Origin of the sequence: Chromobacterium fluminis (assembly GCF_011602385.1) — a bacterium.
GTDB lineage: Bacteria > Pseudomonadota > Gammaproteobacteria > Burkholderiales > Chromobacteriaceae > Chromobacterium > Chromobacterium fluminis.
Window position 1 is genome coordinate 277,338 of record NZ_JAAOMA010000001.1, and the last position, 16,029, is coordinate 293,366.

17 protein-coding genes are annotated in these 16,029 nt (G+C 64.8%); 8 read left to right on the top strand and 9 right to left on the bottom strand.

The features are described 5' to 3' along the window. Positions 1-33: 33 nt before the first annotated feature. Entirely contained in the window at positions 34-1,128 is a 1,095-nt protein-coding gene (locus tag HA052_RS01320; protein WP_166450483.1) for a pyridoxal phosphate-dependent aminotransferase, read from the top strand. A 215-nt stretch (positions 1,129-1,343) separates the two neighbouring features. On the opposite strand, the gene HA052_RS01325 is transcribed toward HA052_RS01320, so the two are convergent. Then, positions 1,344-2,069, bottom strand: a complete 726-nt coding sequence (locus HA052_RS01325; RefSeq protein WP_019103569.1) for an MgtC/SapB family protein — start codon at positions 2,067-2,069, stop codon at positions 1,344-1,346. A 301-nt stretch (positions 2,070-2,370) separates the two neighbouring features. Here HA052_RS01325 and HA052_RS01330 point away from each other — a divergent pair, with 301 nt between their 5' ends. Genes HA052_RS01330 through HA052_RS01340 form a run of 3 tightly spaced genes read left to right on the top strand, consistent with a single transcriptional unit; the run spans position 2,371 to position 3,904 of the window. Beyond that, positions 2,371-2,739, top strand: a complete 369-nt coding sequence (locus HA052_RS01330; protein WP_166450484.1) for a VOC family protein — start codon at positions 2,371-2,373, stop codon at positions 2,737-2,739. Further along, positions 2,736-3,188 (top strand): EVE domain-containing protein, encoded by a 453-nt coding sequence (locus tag HA052_RS01335; protein ID WP_166450485.1) that lies wholly within the window; start codon positions 2,736-2,738, stop codon positions 3,186-3,188. The genes HA052_RS01330 and HA052_RS01335 overlap by 4 nt, the downstream gene beginning before the upstream one ends. Before the next feature lie 2 nt (positions 3,189-3,190). Further along, positions 3,191-3,904, top strand: a complete 714-nt coding sequence (locus HA052_RS01340) for a helix-turn-helix transcriptional regulator (RefSeq protein ID WP_081548685.1) — start codon at positions 3,191-3,193, stop codon at positions 3,902-3,904. A 32-nt stretch (positions 3,905-3,936) separates the two neighbouring features. On the opposite strand, the gene HA052_RS01345 is transcribed toward HA052_RS01340, so the two are convergent. Continuing rightward, the gene (locus HA052_RS01345; protein WP_166450486.1) at positions 3,937-4,911 is read right to left on the bottom strand and encodes a quinone oxidoreductase family protein; all 975 of its coding nucleotides are present in this window, start codon (positions 4,909-4,911) and stop codon (positions 3,937-3,939) included. Between the two features lie 86 nt (positions 4,912-4,997). Beyond that, positions 4,998-5,573 carry a YqiA/YcfP family alpha/beta fold hydrolase gene (locus tag HA052_RS01350; protein WP_166450487.1) on the bottom strand — a complete coding sequence of 192 codons (576 nt, stop codon included), beginning with the start codon at positions 5,571-5,573 and terminating at the stop codon, positions 4,998-5,000. A 203-nt stretch (positions 5,574-5,776) separates the two neighbouring features. On the opposite strand from HA052_RS01350, the gene HA052_RS01355 reads away from it, so the two are divergent. After that, complete coding sequence (locus tag HA052_RS01355) at positions 5,777-6,196, top strand: hypothetical protein (RefSeq protein WP_166450488.1); 420 nt, start codon at positions 5,777-5,779, stop codon at positions 6,194-6,196. Positions 6,197-6,360: 164 nt separating this feature from the next. Here HA052_RS01355 and HA052_RS01360 read toward each other — a convergent pair whose 3' ends face one another. Both HA052_RS01360 and HA052_RS01365 read right to left on the bottom strand, forming a co-directional pair. Next, complete coding sequence (locus tag HA052_RS01360; RefSeq protein ID WP_166450489.1) at positions 6,361-6,993, bottom strand: tetratricopeptide repeat protein; 633 nt, start codon at positions 6,991-6,993, stop codon at positions 6,361-6,363. A gap of 175 nt (positions 6,994-7,168) precedes the next feature. Next, positions 7,169-7,441, bottom strand: coding sequence for a LysR substrate-binding domain-containing protein (locus HA052_RS01365; protein ID WP_166450490.1), 273 nt, complete (start codon positions 7,439-7,441; stop codon positions 7,169-7,171). A gap of 161 nt (positions 7,442-7,602) precedes the next feature. Between HA052_RS01365 and HA052_RS01370 the strand changes: the two genes are divergently transcribed. Then, a complete protein-coding gene (locus HA052_RS01370; protein ID WP_166450491.1) occupies positions 7,603-8,382 on the top strand; it encodes an EAL domain-containing protein in 780 nt (259 codons plus the stop codon). On the opposite strand, the gene HA052_RS01375 is transcribed toward HA052_RS01370, so the two are convergent. Beyond that, positions 8,337-9,536: an MFS transporter gene (locus HA052_RS01375; protein ID WP_240937219.1), complete on the bottom strand. Its 1,200-nt coding sequence runs from the start codon at positions 9,534-9,536 to the stop codon at positions 8,337-8,339. The genes HA052_RS01370 and HA052_RS01375 overlap by 46 nt on opposite strands. Before the next feature lie 116 nt (positions 9,537-9,652). Between HA052_RS01375 and HA052_RS01380 the strand changes: the two genes are divergently transcribed. After that, the gene (locus tag HA052_RS01380; protein WP_166450492.1) at positions 9,653-10,534 is read left to right on the top strand and encodes a LysR family transcriptional regulator; all 882 of its coding nucleotides are present in this window, start codon (positions 9,653-9,655) and stop codon (positions 10,532-10,534) included. 18 nt (positions 10,535-10,552) lie between these two features. Here HA052_RS01380 and HA052_RS01385 read toward each other — a convergent pair whose 3' ends face one another. Further along, the gene (locus tag HA052_RS01385; protein ID WP_166450493.1) at positions 10,553-11,557 is read right to left on the bottom strand and encodes an extracellular catalytic domain type 2 short-chain-length polyhydroxyalkanoate depolymerase; all 1,005 of its coding nucleotides are present in this window, start codon (positions 11,555-11,557) and stop codon (positions 10,553-10,555) included. A 199-nt stretch (positions 11,558-11,756) separates the two neighbouring features. On the opposite strand from HA052_RS01385, the gene HA052_RS01390 reads away from it, so the two are divergent. Continuing rightward, a complete protein-coding gene (locus HA052_RS01390) occupies positions 11,757-12,578 on the top strand; it encodes a M949_RS01915 family surface polysaccharide biosynthesis protein (protein ID WP_166450494.1) in 822 nt (273 codons plus the stop codon). Between the two features lie 568 nt (positions 12,579-13,146). On the opposite strand, the gene HA052_RS01395 is transcribed toward HA052_RS01390, so the two are convergent. Both HA052_RS01395 and HA052_RS01400 read right to left on the bottom strand, forming a co-directional pair. After that, on the bottom strand, positions 13,147-13,854 hold the full coding sequence (locus HA052_RS01395; protein WP_166450495.1) for a pseudouridine synthase: 708 nt from the start codon (positions 13,852-13,854) through the stop codon (positions 13,147-13,149). Positions 13,855-13,895: 41 nt separating this feature from the next. Further along, on the bottom strand, positions 13,896-15,812 hold the full coding sequence (locus HA052_RS01400; protein WP_166450496.1) for a sensor domain-containing diguanylate cyclase: 1,917 nt from the start codon (positions 15,810-15,812) through the stop codon (positions 13,896-13,898). Positions 15,813-16,029: the final 217 nt, after the last annotated feature.

Consider the following 16,029-nt stretch of genomic DNA (forward strand, 5'->3'; position numbering starts at 1 on the left):
CAAAGGCTGTATCTGCAGATAAAGGAGCCGCCGATGTCCCACTTTGCCCGTCACCTGGAACATCACACCATCGTCAACCCCTTCCCCGGCATCGCCAAGCTGGAAGCGGCGTTGGGTCACCGCATCGGCGCGCGCATCGGCTCCAATGAAAGCATGGCCAAGCCGGCCTCTCCGCTGACGGCGGAGTTCGGCGAGATGATGACGGAGCTGGCCCGGCTCTACCCGGACCCCTACGCGCACGGGCTGCGCCAGCGCGCAGCCGCCCACAACCGCGTGGACCCGAGCCAGGTGCTGTTCGACACCGGCGCCGACAGCCTGATCCTGCTGGCGCTGCGCCTGGCCTGTAATGTCGGTGACGCGGTGGTGTGCACCGCCGGCACTTATCCCACCTTCCGCTATTTCGCCGAAGGCGTGGGCGCGCGCATTTTGGAAGTGCCCTACCAGCAACAAGGAGACCGGCTGCAGGCCGATCTGCCGCGGCTGGCGGAAGTGGCCCGCGCCGAGCGCGCCGCCGTGCTCTATCTCGCCAACCCGGACAATCCCAGCGGTCACTACTGGAGCGCGGACGACATCCTGGCGCTGCGCGAGACCCTGCCTTCGTCCACGCTGTTGCTCCTGGACGAGGCCTATGTCGATTTCTGCGTGGACGCGCAGGACGCGCCGCCTCAGGGCGCGCTGCCCAACACGCTGCGACTACGCACGCTGTCCAAGGCCTATGCGCTGGCCGGCCTGCGGGTGGGCTACGCCATAGGTCCGCAACACATCGTCGCCAAGGCGGACCAGATTCGGCCGCAATTTGCGCTGTCCAGCTTCGCCCAACTGGCGGCGCAAATCGTGCTGGACGATCCCGACTATTCCCGTCAGCTGATCGCCGCCACCATCCATCTGCGCGACAAACTGTCCGACGCCTTGCGCGCGCGCGACCTCGTGGTGATGCCCTCGCACACCAACTTCGTCTGCATCGCCTATCGCGACGCCGCCAGCAGCGAGGCCATCCATCGCCAGCTTCTGTCCGACGGCATCGCCGTGCACCGCCCGCCGCACCCGGCGGTACGCCACCTGCTGCGCGTCACCGCGCAGCCGCAGGCGCTGTCGGCCAAGGTGATGGCGGCGCTGGCGGAAGGTTAAAAAGCGGTTCAAAGCCCGCTGCGCGTCAGCGGGATGGATAGATTAAGGAGGTGAAACCCGCTTCGGAATGCTCATGTGCCACGCGTACATTCCGCTTTCTCAGCGGTTTTCGCCTTGTCTCGCTCTTGCTCGCGAGACTTTGAACAGCTTCTCCCGCCCATAAAAAACGCCCTGGACCGATAAGCGGCCCAGGGCGTGATCTTTCCCCATCCTTCTCACTCCGAAGTACTGGGATTCCAATACGCCTGACTGATGAAAGGCTGGGCCACCAGCTTGGCGGCGATCTCCTCCAGCTCCTCCCACTCCACCGAGGTGGACAACAAGGTGGCGGTCATCTCCACCTCATCGTCGCCGAAGGGCTCCACGTCCAGATCTCCCACCGGATACTTGGACTCCTCCAACAGGTCGCTGAGCAAGGCCATCGCGTGCTTCTGGCCGGAACGGCTGGAGATCACGCACAACTGGTACGTGACTTCGCTGGTTTCGTCGTCGATGGGCTTGCGGTTGATCGAGTTCACCACCGGGCGCAACAAGGTGTTGCTGGCCAGCACGAACAGCGTGATCAGAAAAGCCTGCGGAATCTGACCCGCGCCGGCGCTGGCGCCGACTGCGGCCGAACCCCACAAGGTGGCGGCGGTGTTCAAACCGCGCACGTTCAAGCCCTCTTTCATGATGGTGCCGGCGCCGAGAAAACCAACGCCGGACACCACGTAGGACGCCACCCGCGCCGCGCCGCCGGTGCCGTCCAGCTGCAGCGCCATGTCGACAAAGGCCGCCGCGCCCACCGCCACCAGGGTATTGGTGCGCAGGCCAGCGGTGCGCTGACGGAACTGGCGCTCGTAGCCTATGGCCGAGCCCAAGATAAAAGCCGTCAACAGGCTGAGCAAGGTTTGCAGCAGACCAGACCCGTTGAAGCCCAGAAACTGCAGTAAGGTTTCCACTTCTTATTCCTCCTGCGGTCGATTAAAAAAACAGCCGTCCCGGCGCGCCGGGAAACAGTCTGGCAGTTTGCCACATCCTCGTGACCGGGTCGTGTCCGGCCGAGCGGTTTTTGCCGGCCCAACCACCAGTGGCATTGCCCAAACAAAAAAAATCGCCGACGCGGAGCGTCTGCTGACAACACGCTGTCAGCAGGGGGGCCGCACACTGCCTTCCATGGCCGCGACGCCGCCTCCGCCCTGTTGAACGCGGCGCAGCAACGCTCGCGGCCGGATCGCTAAAAACCCCTTCAAGGAGTGTGCCATGTCCCCCGTTCTACACTGGTTTGAAATTCCCGTGCTCCAATTCGAGCGCGCCGTCGCCTTCTATCAGCAGGTATTGCAGGTGGCGCTGCTCGAGGAGAGCTTCGACAACGCCCGCATGGCGCTGTTTCCCAAAACCAACGACAGTTGCGGCGGAGCGCTGCTGAGCTGCCCTCAAGCCCGTCCCCATGTAGACGGCGTGCGCGTCTATCTGGATGGCGGCGCCGATCTCGACGCCACGCTGGAACGGGTCAAAACCGCCGGCGGCATCGTGGTGCAGCCCAAGACCCGCCTGCCGGAAACCTGGGGGCATATCGCGCTGTTTTCCGACCTGGACGGCAATCTGATCGGCCTGCACAGCGCCGCATGAGCCGACGCTACTGGATAGGCGTGGCCAGCCGCGACCATGTGCGGCGCGGGCTGGCCGGCGGCTTCGCCCAGCTCTGCCACGGCAAGGCCGCGCCGCTGAAGCGGATGGCGGCCGGCGACGGCCTGATCTATTACTCGCCGGTGCTCAGCCTGGAAGGGCGCGAGCCCTGCCAGCGCTTCACCGCCGTCGGCCAGGCGGCGGACGACCGGGTCTACCCGTTCCGGGTCAGCGCCGATTTCGAGCCCTACCGGCGGAACATCGCGTTCTGGCCGGCCGAGGACGCCGAAATCCGGCCGCTGCTCGGCCAATTGGCCTTTATCGCGGATCCGGCGCGCTGGGGCTACGCCTTCCGCTTCGGCCACCTGGAAATCGGCCGCGCCGATTTCCTGTTGATCGCGCGCGCGATGCAAGCGACACTGCCGCCATCCATGCTGCGGGAACCCGACTAAACATGCGCCGAGCCGACCGACTGGTTCAAATCCTCTTGCTGCTGCGCGGCCGCCGCCGCACTACCGCCCGGCAGTTGGCCGAATGGCTGGAAGTGACGCCGCGCACCGTCTACCGCGATATGGCGGATCTGATGGCCAGCGGCGCACCGCTCAACGGCGAGGCCGGCGAAGGCTATTGGCTGGAAGCCGGCTTCACGCCGCCGGCGGTGGCGTTTTCCGCGCGCGAGCTGGCGGCGCTGGAAGTGGGTGCGCGCATGCTGGCGGCCTGGGCGGACCGTGACACCGCCTCGGCGGCGCAATCGGCGCTGGGCCGCATCCACGCGGTGCTGGGTTCCTCCGGCCTGCCGCCGGAGCCGCTGTACGCGCCCACAGCGGGCAATTACCCGCGCGAGCGGCTGGCGCCGCTGCGCGACGCCATCGTCTCCCGTCAAGCGCTGTGGGTGGATTACCGCGACGAAAGCGGCCGCGATAGCCAACGCGCGCTGCTGCCGCTGGCGCTGTTTTTCTGGGGCGACCGCTGGCTGCTGGCCGCCTGGTGCGGCCTGCGACTGGACTACCGCAGCTTCCGCGTGGACCGGCTGCAAAGCTGGCGCGACACGGACCTAAGCTGCCCGCCCGGCGTCAGTCTGGCCGGCTATCTGGGCCATGTCGACAGCGACGGCCGGGCGTTGGCTTGGCTGGAGCGACACCAGCGCCAACCCTGGCACCAAGAATAAGAACCTGACGCCTGGCCGGCGTCGCTGCCCGTTCAAGGCAGCAGGATGATAGAGCCGCTGGTCTTGCGTCCTTCCAGATCGCGGTGCGCCTGCGCCGCCTCCGCCAAGGGATAACGGTGCGACGGCTCCACCTTGACCCTGCCGTCCGCCACTCGTTCAAACAACGCCTGGGCCGAGGCCTCCAGCTCCGCGCGGCTGGCGATGTAATCAGCCAGCTTGGGCCGGGTAAAGAACAGCGAGCCGCGGCTGGTCAGCTCCAAGGGCGCGAACGGCGGCACCGCGCCGGACGCATTGCCAAAGCTGACCAACATGCCGCGCGGACTCAGACAAGCCAGCGAGATCTGGAAAGTATCCTTGCCCACCGAGTCATAGACCACCGGCACGCCCTGCCCGCCGGTGATCTCGCTGACGCGCGCCACCACGTCTTCGCGGCTGTAATTGATCACATGTTGGCAGCCCAGGCCGCGCACGATGTCGGCCTTGGCGTCGGAACCGACGGTGCCTATCACCGTCGCGCCCAGCGCCGTCAACCATTGCACTGCGATCTGCCCCACTCCGCCGGCGGCCGCGTGCCACAAGACAGTTTGGCCCGGCCTCACCGGGTAGCTGCGCTGCACCAGATACTCCACGGTCATGCCCTGCAACATCATGCAAGCGGCGGATTCGTCGCTGATGCCGTCGGGAATCTTCACCAGCACCGCCGCCGGCAGCAGCCGCTCGGTGCTATAAGCGCCCAGCGGGCCGCCGGCGTAAGCGACGCGGTCTCCCACCGCCAAACCGGACACCCCCGGCCCCAGCGCTTCCACTACCCCGGCCGCCTCCTGGCCCAGGCCGGACGGCAGCGGCAACGGATACAGACCGCTGCGTTGATAGGTATCGATGAAGTTGACGCCGATGGCGGTATGACGCACCCGCGCCTGGCCCGGTCCCGGAGCGGCCAGTTCCTGACTTTCCAGACCAAGCACTTCCGGCCCGCCGGTGTGGGAGAAAACGACAGCTTGAGTCATGACGGCCTCCTCGGCTCAAAAAATCCAGTGTGCGGCAGCGCCGCCGTCCCGGGCAAGCCGCTGTCGCAGAACAGACTGTTTCTACATCAGACCAATAATTGCCCTCGTCCCCAAGCCAACACTTCCGGCAGGATGCGCGGCCAGGCTTCAAGTCTGTGGTCGTCGCCGTTGAACACTGTCTGGCGGCAATCCAGATACAGCCCGGCCGCTTCGCGCCAATCCAGCACCTCGTCGCAACTGCCCAACAGCAGCCAGTAGCGGCGCGCGGACGGTTGCGGCACGCGCTGCGCCAGCAAGGCATGCATATCGGCATCGCTCAAGGTGTAGACCACGCCGGTGTAAGGGTTGGTCTGCTCGCCGATGAAGCGCGCCAAATCGTCGTAAGGCCGCACCGCCGGATTGATCAGCACCGCCGGACGTTGATGGCGCTCGGCCAAAAAGGTAGCGTAATAACCGCCGAGCGAACTGCCGATCAGCAAGGTGTCGGCCGGCAAGGACGCCACCAGGGCGGACGCCTGCTCGATCGCCTCGGCCGGATGCGGCGACAGCTGCGGGCTGTGCAGCGTCGCATTGAAAGCGTTCTGTTGCAGATAAGCGGCGGTTTCGTTCGCCTTCAGCGATTGAGGACCGGAATTGAAGCCGTGCAGGTAAACAATGTGCATGCAGATGGGAACAAACCGTAAATAAAGAGTTCATTCTAAATGGCCATCGTCCCAAGAAAAACCCTGGCAGCCGCGGCTGGCAACCGTCCTTTCGACGGGCTTGCCAATCCATTCGCATGAATGATACAAAAGCGCGGAAAAAATAATAAAACCGACGATTTATGCCACTTAGCGCGGTTTACAAAGATAACAGGAGAACATAAATGCTTGCCACCTTGCCGGACAACGCCCTCGTCGCCGACGCCACCACCACCAAACCCTACTCCGTAGCCAGCCTGATCATGGCGTGCGGCTTTCTGCACCACAGCGCGCAGGCTTTTCTCGACGACGTGCGCGCGGACCAGGCGCTGATCCGCTCCGGCTTCTGCCCGCGCCACCATGTCCATGTGGACCGCGACGGCCAGGCCACGGTGGACGGCTTCGTCCACGAACAGGTGGGCTTGCTGCTGCAGCACAACGCCTCCTTGCATTTCGCCTTGCATGAAATGCTGATGCAGTTCGGCCCGGACGCCTGCAACGACACTCTGGCCGGCATCATCGTGCGCGGCCTGCGCGGCGTTCAGGATTGGCAGGCCGCCTGCCTGTGCCTGGCGGCGATGCGCCGCGGCCCGGCCCGCGCCTGAAAACCTGTTTGCGATCTGCTGTGCTTCGGCGATACGGCGTTGGAAAAGGCCTCAGAATGCTCATGTACCGTATGTACACTTCGCTTCTTCGGTCGTTTCCGCCTTGTCTCGCCCTTGCTCGCGAGATCGTAAACACATTCTAAGCCTGAGCAGGCTTCAAACCGTCACTCCGGCGGCTTGGCCCGCTTGGCCAGATCCAGCGCCTTGAGCCCGGCGCCGACATCGCCCTGCGCCGCCGCCTTCGCATACCATCGTATCGCCGCCGGCAGGTCCCGCGCCACCCCGTCGCCGTGCTCGTACATGCTGGCGATCAGATACTGCGCGCCCACGTCGCCCTGCCGGGCGGCTTTCTCGTACCAGTACGCCGCCAACCGGTAATCCTTGGCCGCGCCGCGGCCGAGGAAGTACTGAGTGCCCAGATCCAACTCTGCCGGCAGATAGCTTTGATCCGCGGCCAGCCGGAACCAACGTGTCGCCTCGGTCAGCGACTTGGCCACCTGCTGGCCGTTTTCGTACAACACCCCCAGGGCATGCTGCGCCTGCGGCAGACCCGCGTCGGCTGCGCGACGCAACCAGCGCTCTCCCTGCATCTGGTCAGGCGCGCCGCCCTCTCCTCGCCAATGCATCATCGCCAGGTCGAAAGCCGCCACCCGGTCGCCCGCCTGGGCCGCCTGCTCGAACTGCCTTCGCGCGGCGGCCAAGTCGCCGCGCTGATAGCTCGCCCAGCCCGCCACGTCTGTAGCCAGCGACGCCAAGGCCCACATCGCCAATATCCCGCCTGCCCACACTTTCTTCATCGCCGCTCTCCGCACCAGCCCGTCCTGAGAGCCTGTTCAAAGTCTCGCGAGCAAGAGCGAGACAAGGCGAAAACGGCTGAGAAAGCGAAATGTACATAGGGTACATGAGCATTTCGAAGTCGGTTTCAACGCGGTATCGCCGATGCGTAGCAGACTATGAACAGGTTCTGTGAGCTTAGTCGGCGGCGGCGGGGAAATCTGTCGACGCCCGTTCCCATGGCGGCGGCTCGCTGCCCAGCCGTCTATCGATGAACTCCAGAAAGGCGCTCACCTTGGCCGGCACGTGCTTGCGCTCGGGAAACACCGCGTGCAGCGGCAAAGGGTAACGCTCCAGCAAGGGCAGCAGCCGTCCGGTGGCCAAATCCACCCCTACAATGAAGGTGGGCATTTGGGCGATGCCGGCGCCGGCCAAGAGCGCGTCGCGCTGTTCGTCGCCGTCAACAGCCACGTGCTGATGCGGCTGGCCACCATGAAACCACCCTGCTGGTGATCAGCGGGCAGATGCTGACCGGCATCCTGCTGGACCGCATGGCCGGCGTCGAGCGGCCGCCCGGTAGCCCGGCGCAATGCTTGCTATGCTGAAAGTCCACCCCGCGCGGCTAAAAAACCATGGTTCCACCCCAAAATCCTCATCCCGAGCGCCAGCTGTACCGCGACGCGGACGGCCGCTATTGCGCGCGGCTGGGCGGCTATCAATTCAGCAGCGTGTTTCAGCCGCTGTTCTACCGCAGCGGCGGTGTGTTCGGCTACGAAGCGCTGCTGCGCGTGCGAACGCAAGACGGCCAGACTCCGCCTCCCGACGCCTTTCTGTCCGGTCTGCCGCCGGAACTGGCGCTGGAAGCCGACCAACTGGCGCGGCTGATCCACATCCGCAACTTCGCGCAAAGCGGCCAGTCCGGCTGCCTGAGCCTGAACCTGATGGCCCAGACCGCAGTAGTGGACAATCACGGCCGCAGCCACCTTCCCCTGCTGCAAGGCCTGCTGGACTCGCTGGAACTGGACAGCGCCGGCGTGATTTTCGAGCTGCCGGAATACGAGGTGGAACACCACGGCCAACCGTTGATCAACAGCCTGCGCCTGACCGCCGAGGCAGGCTTCGGCCTGTCGGTGGACGACTTTGGCGCGGTGGCCGCGCGACACGGCAAGGTCAAGTCGCTGTGCCCGGACCTGATCAAAATCGACCGCAGCCTGCTGCTGGACTATATGTCCGGCGAACATCACCGGTTGCCGGTGCTGCTGGAGTTGGGCTGGCAGATTGGCTGTCGCATGGCGGTGGAAGGCATTGAAAACCGGGAACAACATCTGGCTATGCAGGAACTGGGCGTAGAGCTCTACCAGGGCTTCTACCTGGGCAAACCGGCCGAGCTGCCGGTGACCTGCCAGCTATGACCGACGCGGTCCAGCCCCAGGCTGAGCAAGGCCAGCGCGGCCAAAGCCGCGCCCAGCCATACCGGCGCGCGCAGGCTCAAGCCGGCGTCCAGCAAGGCGCCACCACCCCAGGAACCCAGCATCAGGCCCAGATTGACCACCGACATGTGCAGGCTGTTCACCATAGGCCCGCTGCCGCCAGCGCGCACCACCCGCACCACCATAGCCGGATTCATCGGCAGGCCGGCCAGGCCCAATAGCAGCACGCACGCCGCCGTCGCCGCCTGCCATTGCGCCAGCGACGCCAATGCCACCAGGGCAGCAAGCAACACCAGCAGGCCGCCCCGCAGCACAACGCGGGTGTGACTGTCCGCCAGGCGGCCGCTGCACAAATTGCCTAGCACCGTCGCCAGCCCGTAACCGACAAACAGCCAGGGCAGCGTCGAAGCGGCGAAGCCGCTGACCCGAGTGAACAAGGGCGCCAGATAGGTGAAGGCGGCGAATACCGCGCCTATGATCAGACCGCTGCTCAGATAAGCCGCCCATAGGCTGGGGCGCGCCAGCCGTCGGCCTTCTTCGCCCAGACTCAAAGCGCGCGGCGCGTCGCCAGACGGCGTCAGCGCGGCGATGCCTGCCGCGGCCAGCGCCACCATCATCGCCACGAGCCAAAAGCTCAAGCGCCAGCCCCAGTGCTGATCTACCCAGGCCGCCAGCGGCAAGCCGGCCACGGAAGCCAGCATCAAGCCGTTGAGCACCAGCGCGGCGGCGCGCGCCACCCGATGTTCGCCCACCAACTCCGCCGCCAAGGCCAGGGCCACGCCGAAGAAAGCCGATTGCGCCACGCCGCAGATCAGTCGCGACCACAGCATCTGCCGGTAATCGCCGGCCAGCGCGCCCAATGCCTGCCCGGCCAGGAACAATAGCAACAGGCCGATCAAGCTGTGCTTGCGCCGCGCCGAACGCAGCAGCCAAGTCAGCACCGGACCGCCCAAGACCACGCTGGCGGCGAAGGCCGACACCAGATTGCCCACCGCCGGCAAGCCGACGCCCAGCGCCGCCGCCAGCGACGGCATCATCCCCGCCACCATGAATTCCGATGTCGCCATCGCGAAAATGCATAAACCCAGCAGATACACCGTCGCCGGCATCGCCGCCTCGCCGTTTTTGCCCGCCATCCCTCTTCTCCCGTATCGCAATTGAATGAACGCTTATGCTAGATTTCTTGGCGAAACGGAAAAATAGTCTTTAATTCCATATTTAACGGAAAAAATTTCTGCAATAGCGAGGCTGTATGGAGAAAATGAGCGGCATCGAGCTGTTCGCCCACATCGCCCAGCAAGGCAGCCTGGTGGCCGCCGGACGGCAATTCGGCATTTCCGCCTCAGCCGCCGGCAAGGGGCTGGCGCGGCTGGAGGCACGACTGGGCGCACGCCTGGTTCAGCGCAGCACGCGGCGGCTGACCCTGACCACTGCCGGGGAACAATACTTGCAACGATGCCTGCGCATTCTGGATGAAGTGGAAGCCGCCGAACGCGAGCTGCAACAGGGTCAGGCCGCTCCCCGCGGCCGGCTGAAAGTCGGTCTGCCGCACGAATGCGGGGTGCTGGCCCCGCATCTGGCGGGCTTCATGCAAAGCTACCCGGAGATTGAGCTGGACCTGGACTACAGCGACCGCCTGGTGGACGTGATAGGCGAAGGCTTCGACGTGGTGATCCGCGGCGGCGAGCCCGGCGATTCGCGCTTGAGCGCTCGGCGACTGGGCGCTTACCGCATGCGGCTGGTGGCCGCGCCGGCCTACTTCGCCCGCTGCGGAGAGCCGGCGTCGCCGGCAGATCTGGCGCGACACCGCTGCCTGCATTATCGCTACCCGCGCAGCGGCAAGCTGGCGCCGTGGCCGCTGACCGGCGTCGACGCCCAGACGCTGCCGGTCAACGCCTGCGGCAACACAGGCGACGCGCTGATCCAGTTGGCGGAACAAGGCGCCGGCATCGCCTGCTTGCCGGACTTCACCGTGCGCCGCCAACTGGCGGAAGGACGGTTGCAAGCACTGCCGGAAGCCTGGGCGGAACGCAGCGGCACCCTCTACCTGCTATGGCCCGGCGCGCCCTATTTGCCGCCGCGGCTGCGCGCCTTCATCGACTTTTTTGCCGAGCGCGGCTTCCCCGGGGGCTGAACCCCGCCAGACTCTGGCTCAAGGCGCCGACACCAGCCGGTCCGCCATCGCCTTGATCGCCCGCATCTGCACCCCGCTCTTCCAGGCGAAATTCACACCGGTGTAGCCGAACCAGTCCCAGCAACCGTTCGGGTTGCCCGGCGGCATCGCCGTGGTTTGGGGGTAGAGCACGATGATGCGGTTGTTGTCCGCCCACTCGTTGTAGCCGGCATGAGCGTAGTAGGCGTCGCCGACGGCGCCCGCGTACTGGCGGCAGCCGTGCAGCGCCACATGTACCTTGCAGGTCTCGCCCTCGGCGCAGATGCGCGGCACATAGACATAGCCCTCGTCCGCCAAGCTGCTGCCTGGCGGCGCGTACGGCTTCTGGTCGAAAACCGCCACCTGGCTGCTCAATTGGCCAGCGCGCGGCTGCAAGGGGCCGTAAATCTGCTTCAGGATCGCCCCGGCCTGATCGTAGCCTTCGCCCTTCCAGTCGCAATGGTTGACGTAGGGCGACTTGGTTTCGCCGCAGTCATTGCCGTAAGTCGGCGTAATCTGGGCATGGCCGGCCGGCAGGCCGCGCAGATATTCAATGCGAGCCGCCGGCACCCCCAGCTTGCGGAAATAGCTCTCTGCGCTGTCCACCACCGCCGTCTTCACAGTGTTGTCCTGGCTCCCGCTGAACAGATAGACGCGACGCTTGGCCAAATTGGACAAGGGATCGATCTGCCCGCTCAGCGCGAACTGCTGAGTCGCCAATACCAGGCCGCCCACCGCCGGCGGTGGTCCGCTCATGCATGCCGGCGCGCCCGCCAGCATGCCCTTGGAACAATAATAGGGCCCGCCCGCCACCACGCCGACGCCGCGCACCGAGGCGGAAAACGCCACTTGGTACTGCACCGCCATGAAAGCCCCGGACGACAGGCCGGACACCGACGACTGCCGAGCGTCGCCGCGATACGCCGACAGCGGCTCCGCCGCCGCGACCATCTGCGCCAACGTCAACGCCAGCGCCCCTCCCCACCACCAGCCCAGTTTCAACATAAGCCCTCCTTTCGCGCGAAGCCCGCGCTCCCGCCTGGATTATGGCCTTGCCCTCTGGCAAAAATCTCTATCATGTCATGTGCATTCGGCAAATCGGTCAGTCTTTTTCTTGTACCAAGCCCTCTTGCGGCCACCGGCGCTGTTCCGCACCGCCGCTATTCCGTACTATCCCAGTTTCATCAATGACAAGAAGAACGGCATGCCCCCGCTCCCTGCGCCCCCCATCGCCGGCCTGCGCGCCTCGCTGCTGATCGGCCTGACGCTAACGCTCATCGCCTGCAAACCCGAGCCGCCGCCACCCGCCACGCGTCAGGACACGGCCAGCTCGCCGTCCGCCGTCGGGCAGATACGCCGCTTGAACGCCTTGCCGGCCGGCGTCGAACTGCGCGGCAAGCTAATCGCCGCCTACGGCTGGACAGACAGCGCCGGCGAACACCTGTTGGTGCTGGCGGAACAACAGGAAGCCCGAAGCGCCGACGGCACCCAAAGCGCGGCGCTCTACGCTGCGCAATACACGCTGGGCCAAGATAGACCGCGCAGGCAGTGGATGCTCAACGACGGCGTAACGCGTTGCGAGTTCGACGCCAGCGCGGCCTTCGATCTAGGCGCCATCGGCTTTCCGGATATCAACCGCGACGGCGCGCTGGAAACCGTTCTCGGCTATCGCAGCGCCTGCGCCAGCGACGTCAGCCCCAACGACTACAAGCTGATCCTTCACGTAGGCAAAACCAAGTACGGACTACGCGGCCTGGACCGCCAGGGTGTGCGCTGGCTGGACCCGGACAGCGGCCACCTGACCGGCCTGCCGCTGCCCGACGACTGCAGCCCGCAGGGCCAACGGGCACTGCAAGCCAAAGGTTGGGAGAAAGACTTCGAACCGCCCTACCTGCCCGGCTGTTACACCGACGAGAACGACTTCACCGCGGCGCCGCCGTCCTTTGCCCGTCACATGCGCCAACAATGGTTCACTCTCATGCGCCAACAGGAAGAAAGCTGGCTCAAACAACAGCAGCAGGAATAAGCGCGAGGCGGGCTCTCATCCCGCCTGCCATTCGATACGCACAGCAACAATTCTAATTTGCAACAAAATCAAAGCCACCACCCGCGCCTATCCTAAGGGTTTCCATAGCTTCCGATTTTTCCCACCCGCGGCGCGGCGCCCTTCCTGACAGGCTCGCAGCCAGCACGGCGGCGGGCCTGTTTTCACTTGCCCCCCTTCGGCATCACCACCTTGACCTTCCCACTATAGAGAAATGTAATTTTTTAAAGTAAATAATAAATGTTATTCGTTAAAAAAATTACATTAATGGCAATCGATGAAATTGCATCGATAGTAAAGCCTATTTACTACCCCATCTGAAATCATGGCTAAATCAGGAGATCATGCCCCGCAAGCGCCGCTTGCCAGGCGCAAAAAACCCCGAGGGCGGGCGCGCCTCGGGGTTCTTCAATACACTCGATTCCGCAAACAACTTGATGAGCGGCGATGCGCGCGCGCGAATCCACGCCGCGCGACAAAAAAGGCCGCCTTTGAAGGCGGCCTGTTCGGCATGCGGCGATGCTTGTCACCGCGCTGGATGATGAATGATTTACGTCCAGCCCAGGCTTACCAGCTCCTCCACACTCAGATGCCGCCATTCGCCCTGCGGCAGTTCACCCAACTCAACGCTGCCCAAGCTGATGCGATGCAGTTGTTCCACCCGGTTGCTGGCCGCCGCCACCATGCGTTTGACCTGGTGGTACTTGCCCTGGGTGATGGTCAGCAGGATCACGTGGCTGTCCAACTGTTCGATGCTGTCGGCCGCGAACTCCTCGCCTTCATCGTTCAGGTAGACCCCGCTTTGCAGCTTGGCGATGAATTCCTCGCTGGCCGCGTGCTTCAACGTGACCTGGTAGCACTTGGGCACCTGCTTCTTCGGCGAGCTGAGCGCGTGCACGAACTGGCCGTCGTTGGTCAGCAAGATCAGGCCGGTGGTGTCCACGTCCAGCCGGCCCACCGCGGTGATGCCCAGATTGCCGAACTGATACGGCAGCAGCCGGTAGATGCCGGGATTGTGCTGCGGCTTGTGCGAGGTTTCGTAATTGGGCGGTTTGTGAAACAACAGGTAGAGCGGGCCGCTAACCACGTCCCAGGGTTTGTCGTCCACCACCAGTTGCCGGATGTCGGCCAATTCCACCTGCTGGCGGTAGTTGTCAACGATCTCGCCGTTGACTTCGACCAAGCCGTACTCAATCAGCTGCTTGCATTCCTTACGGCCGCCAAAGCCTTGTTGTTGCAGTAGTCGGTAAAGTTCCATCACCGGATGGTAGCACACCGCCCCTGACGCTCCCTCCGCCGTCAGGACACCAGCGGTTGCGCCGGATCCGCCACGCAAACCCGGTCGCGCCCCTCTTTCTTGGCGCGATACAAGGCGGCGTCGGCGGCTGACACCACGCTGCCGGCGTCCGTGCCGTGCAATGGACACAGGGCCAGCCCCACCGACAAGGTGACGCGGATGTTGTGGCCGCCGGCTACGATGGGCAAGGCGCGCACATCGCGGCACAGCTGCTGCGCCTTGGCGTGGGCGTCGTCCAGCGACGCGCCGGGCAGCAAGATGAAAAATTCTTCGCCGCCGTAGCGGCAGACAATGTCGCCGCTGCGAAAAGCGTCGCTCAGCTGCGCCGCCAGCGCCGTCAACACCGCGTCCCCGCACTGATGGCCGTACTGATCGTTGATATGCTTGAAATGATCAGCATCGACCATCAACACCGCCACGTCCCGATGCACCGCCAGCATATGACTGAGGATGCGCGGCAAAATGTCGTCCAGATGGCGGCGGTTGAACAGGCCTGTCAGCGGATCGCGCAGCGTCTGTTCGCGCAGACCTTGTTGCAGCAGTTCGATTTCGCTCAGATTCTGGCGCAGCGCCTGATTGGCCTGCAGCAAATCCTGCTCCAGCCGTTTGCGCTCGCTAATGTCGTTGATACCGTTGATCACAAACCAGCCATCGTCGGCGCGAACCACCGAACAGGAAATCAGCGCCCAGAACTCTCGGCCGTCCGCGGCGCGCAACCGCACTTCTCGGTCGCGCACGCAGCCGCCTACGCGCAGCAGCGAGGACACGCGCTCGCGCTCGGCCGGGTCCACGTAGAAGTCCTGCACCCTCAGCGGCCTTCCTGGCGCAAGGCGCTCGCGGAACAACTCCTCGGCGCGGGCATTGGCGTAGATCAGTACGCCTCCCTGCAAACGGTTCATCGCCAACGGAAACGGCGCGGCGTCCGCCATCAGCCGCAAACGCGCCTCGCTGTCCGCCAAATCCCGGGTCCGAGCGCGGACCTTGCCCTCCAACTGGCGGTTGACGCCTCGCAGCCTGGCCTCGGTGCGGCGCAGATCCACCGCCAACGCTCCAAACACCAGCAAGGTGGAGGTCTGGATCAGCATCAGCATGCTGAGAGTCAGCAAAGCCTGCTCGCCGTGACCGAAAGCGCCGCGGCCAAGCACTCCGCCAGCCAAGGCCAACAGCAAAATGCCCAGCGACAAGCCATGCGCCAGCCGCAAGCGCTGACGAAACGCGAACCATAGCAAGGGCAGGCTGAAACAATAGGGCAGAGCGGCGTAGCGCCCGGTGCTGTCGTCTATGCCCAACATGGCCAATCCGGCGGCCAGCAAGGTCAGCCAAGCGATCAGGCCATCCAGCGAGTTGAGGCCGCCCTGGCCTTCTCCAGCCCCCGTGCGCCTCAACAACAACAGACAAGGCGCCAGACTGAAAATACCGGCCAGGTCCGCCAACCACCAAGCGATAAAGTGACGCCCCAGCGGCAAGAGAGGCAGTAGCTGGCCATGCAGCAAGGCCGCCGTGCCGCCCATGGCGGCGATGGCGGCGGCCAGCGCCGCGCCGGCGATGAAGGCCAACACGTAGGACAGACTGTGCAAGGGCAAACGCCGGCCACAGCGGTAGCGTACCAGCAAGGCGCCCAGTAAGCTGCCCACCGTGTTGGCGCCGGCGATCAACAAGGCGTCCGCCAGCGGCAGCTGGCGCGACGATAGGCTGAACAGCAAGGAGCCCACAGCCAATCCCACGCCATAGCGCTGGCCGCCGCGCAAGGCGACCGCCATGGCCAGGCCGGCCGGAAACCAGGCCGGCGTCAACCAGGTTTCCGCGTCCATGAAGCCGGCCATCAATAGCCGCGCCAAGCCCCAATAGGCCGCGGCGACGCCCAACTGACGCCACGCGGCCGCCAGGAAACCCGCGGCGGAATCCCTACATCGCTGCATGCCTGTCTCCACCCTCTCTGCGCACAGCCGCGGCGGCTGGCGGACTCAGGACGCTTTCTCCCGCCCGCGAGCCGGACTAGAGCGCGGCCGGTGTTCCAGGCCGTCCCCGAAATGGGGCGCGGGGCGGGAAGCGCCGCTTTTTAGTCAATATAGATATTCATGCTCGATTCCGCCGTCATTTATCGGCTTGCGAATTTCGTGCTCTCGGCAGCCGGCT

Excerpts from the sequence above, each read along its gene's own strand:
- HA052_RS01320 (WP_166450483.1), top strand. The coding sequence starts at position 34 with ATGTCCCACTTTGCCCGTCACCTGGAACATCACACCATCGTCAACCCC.
- HA052_RS01330 (WP_166450484.1), top strand. The coding sequence starts at position 2,371 with ATGTCCCCCGTTCTACACTGGTTTGAAATTCCCGTGCTCCAATTCGAG.
- HA052_RS01335 (WP_166450485.1), top strand. The coding sequence starts at position 2,736 with ATGAGCCGACGCTACTGGATAGGCGTGGCCAGCCGCGACCATGTGCGG.
- HA052_RS01340 (WP_081548685.1), top strand. The coding sequence starts at position 3,191 with ATGCGCCGAGCCGACCGACTGGTTCAAATCCTCTTGCTGCTGCGCGGC.
- HA052_RS01345 (WP_166450486.1), bottom strand. The coding sequence starts at position 4,911 with ATGACTCAAGCTGTCGTTTTCTCCCACACCGGCGGGCCGGAAGTGCTT.
- HA052_RS01350 (WP_166450487.1), bottom strand. The coding sequence starts at position 5,573 with ATGCACATTGTTTACCTGCACGGCTTCAATTCCGGTCCTCAATCGCTG.
- HA052_RS01355 (WP_166450488.1), top strand. The coding sequence starts at position 5,777 with ATGCTTGCCACCTTGCCGGACAACGCCCTCGTCGCCGACGCCACCACC.
- HA052_RS01360 (WP_166450489.1), bottom strand. The coding sequence starts at position 6,993 with ATGAAGAAAGTGTGGGCAGGCGGGATATTGGCGATGTGGGCCTTGGCG.
- HA052_RS01370 (WP_166450491.1), top strand. The coding sequence starts at position 7,603 with ATGGTTCCACCCCAAAATCCTCATCCCGAGCGCCAGCTGTACCGCGAC.
- HA052_RS01375 (WP_240937219.1), bottom strand. The coding sequence starts at position 9,536 with ATGGCGGGCAAAAACGGCGAGGCGGCGATGCCGGCGACGGTGTATCTG.
- HA052_RS01380 (WP_166450492.1), top strand. The coding sequence starts at position 9,653 with ATGGAGAAAATGAGCGGCATCGAGCTGTTCGCCCACATCGCCCAGCAA.
- HA052_RS01385 (WP_166450493.1), bottom strand. The coding sequence starts at position 11,557 with ATGTTGAAACTGGGCTGGTGGTGGGGAGGGGCGCTGGCGTTGACGTTG.
- HA052_RS01390 (WP_166450494.1), top strand. The coding sequence starts at position 11,757 with ATGCCCCCGCTCCCTGCGCCCCCCATCGCCGGCCTGCGCGCCTCGCTG.
- HA052_RS01395 (WP_166450495.1), bottom strand. The coding sequence starts at position 13,854 with ATGGAACTTTACCGACTACTGCAACAACAAGGCTTTGGCGGCCGTAAG.
- HA052_RS01400 (WP_166450496.1), bottom strand. The coding sequence starts at position 15,812 with ATGCAGCGATGTAGGGATTCCGCCGCGGGTTTCCTGGCGGCCGCGTGG.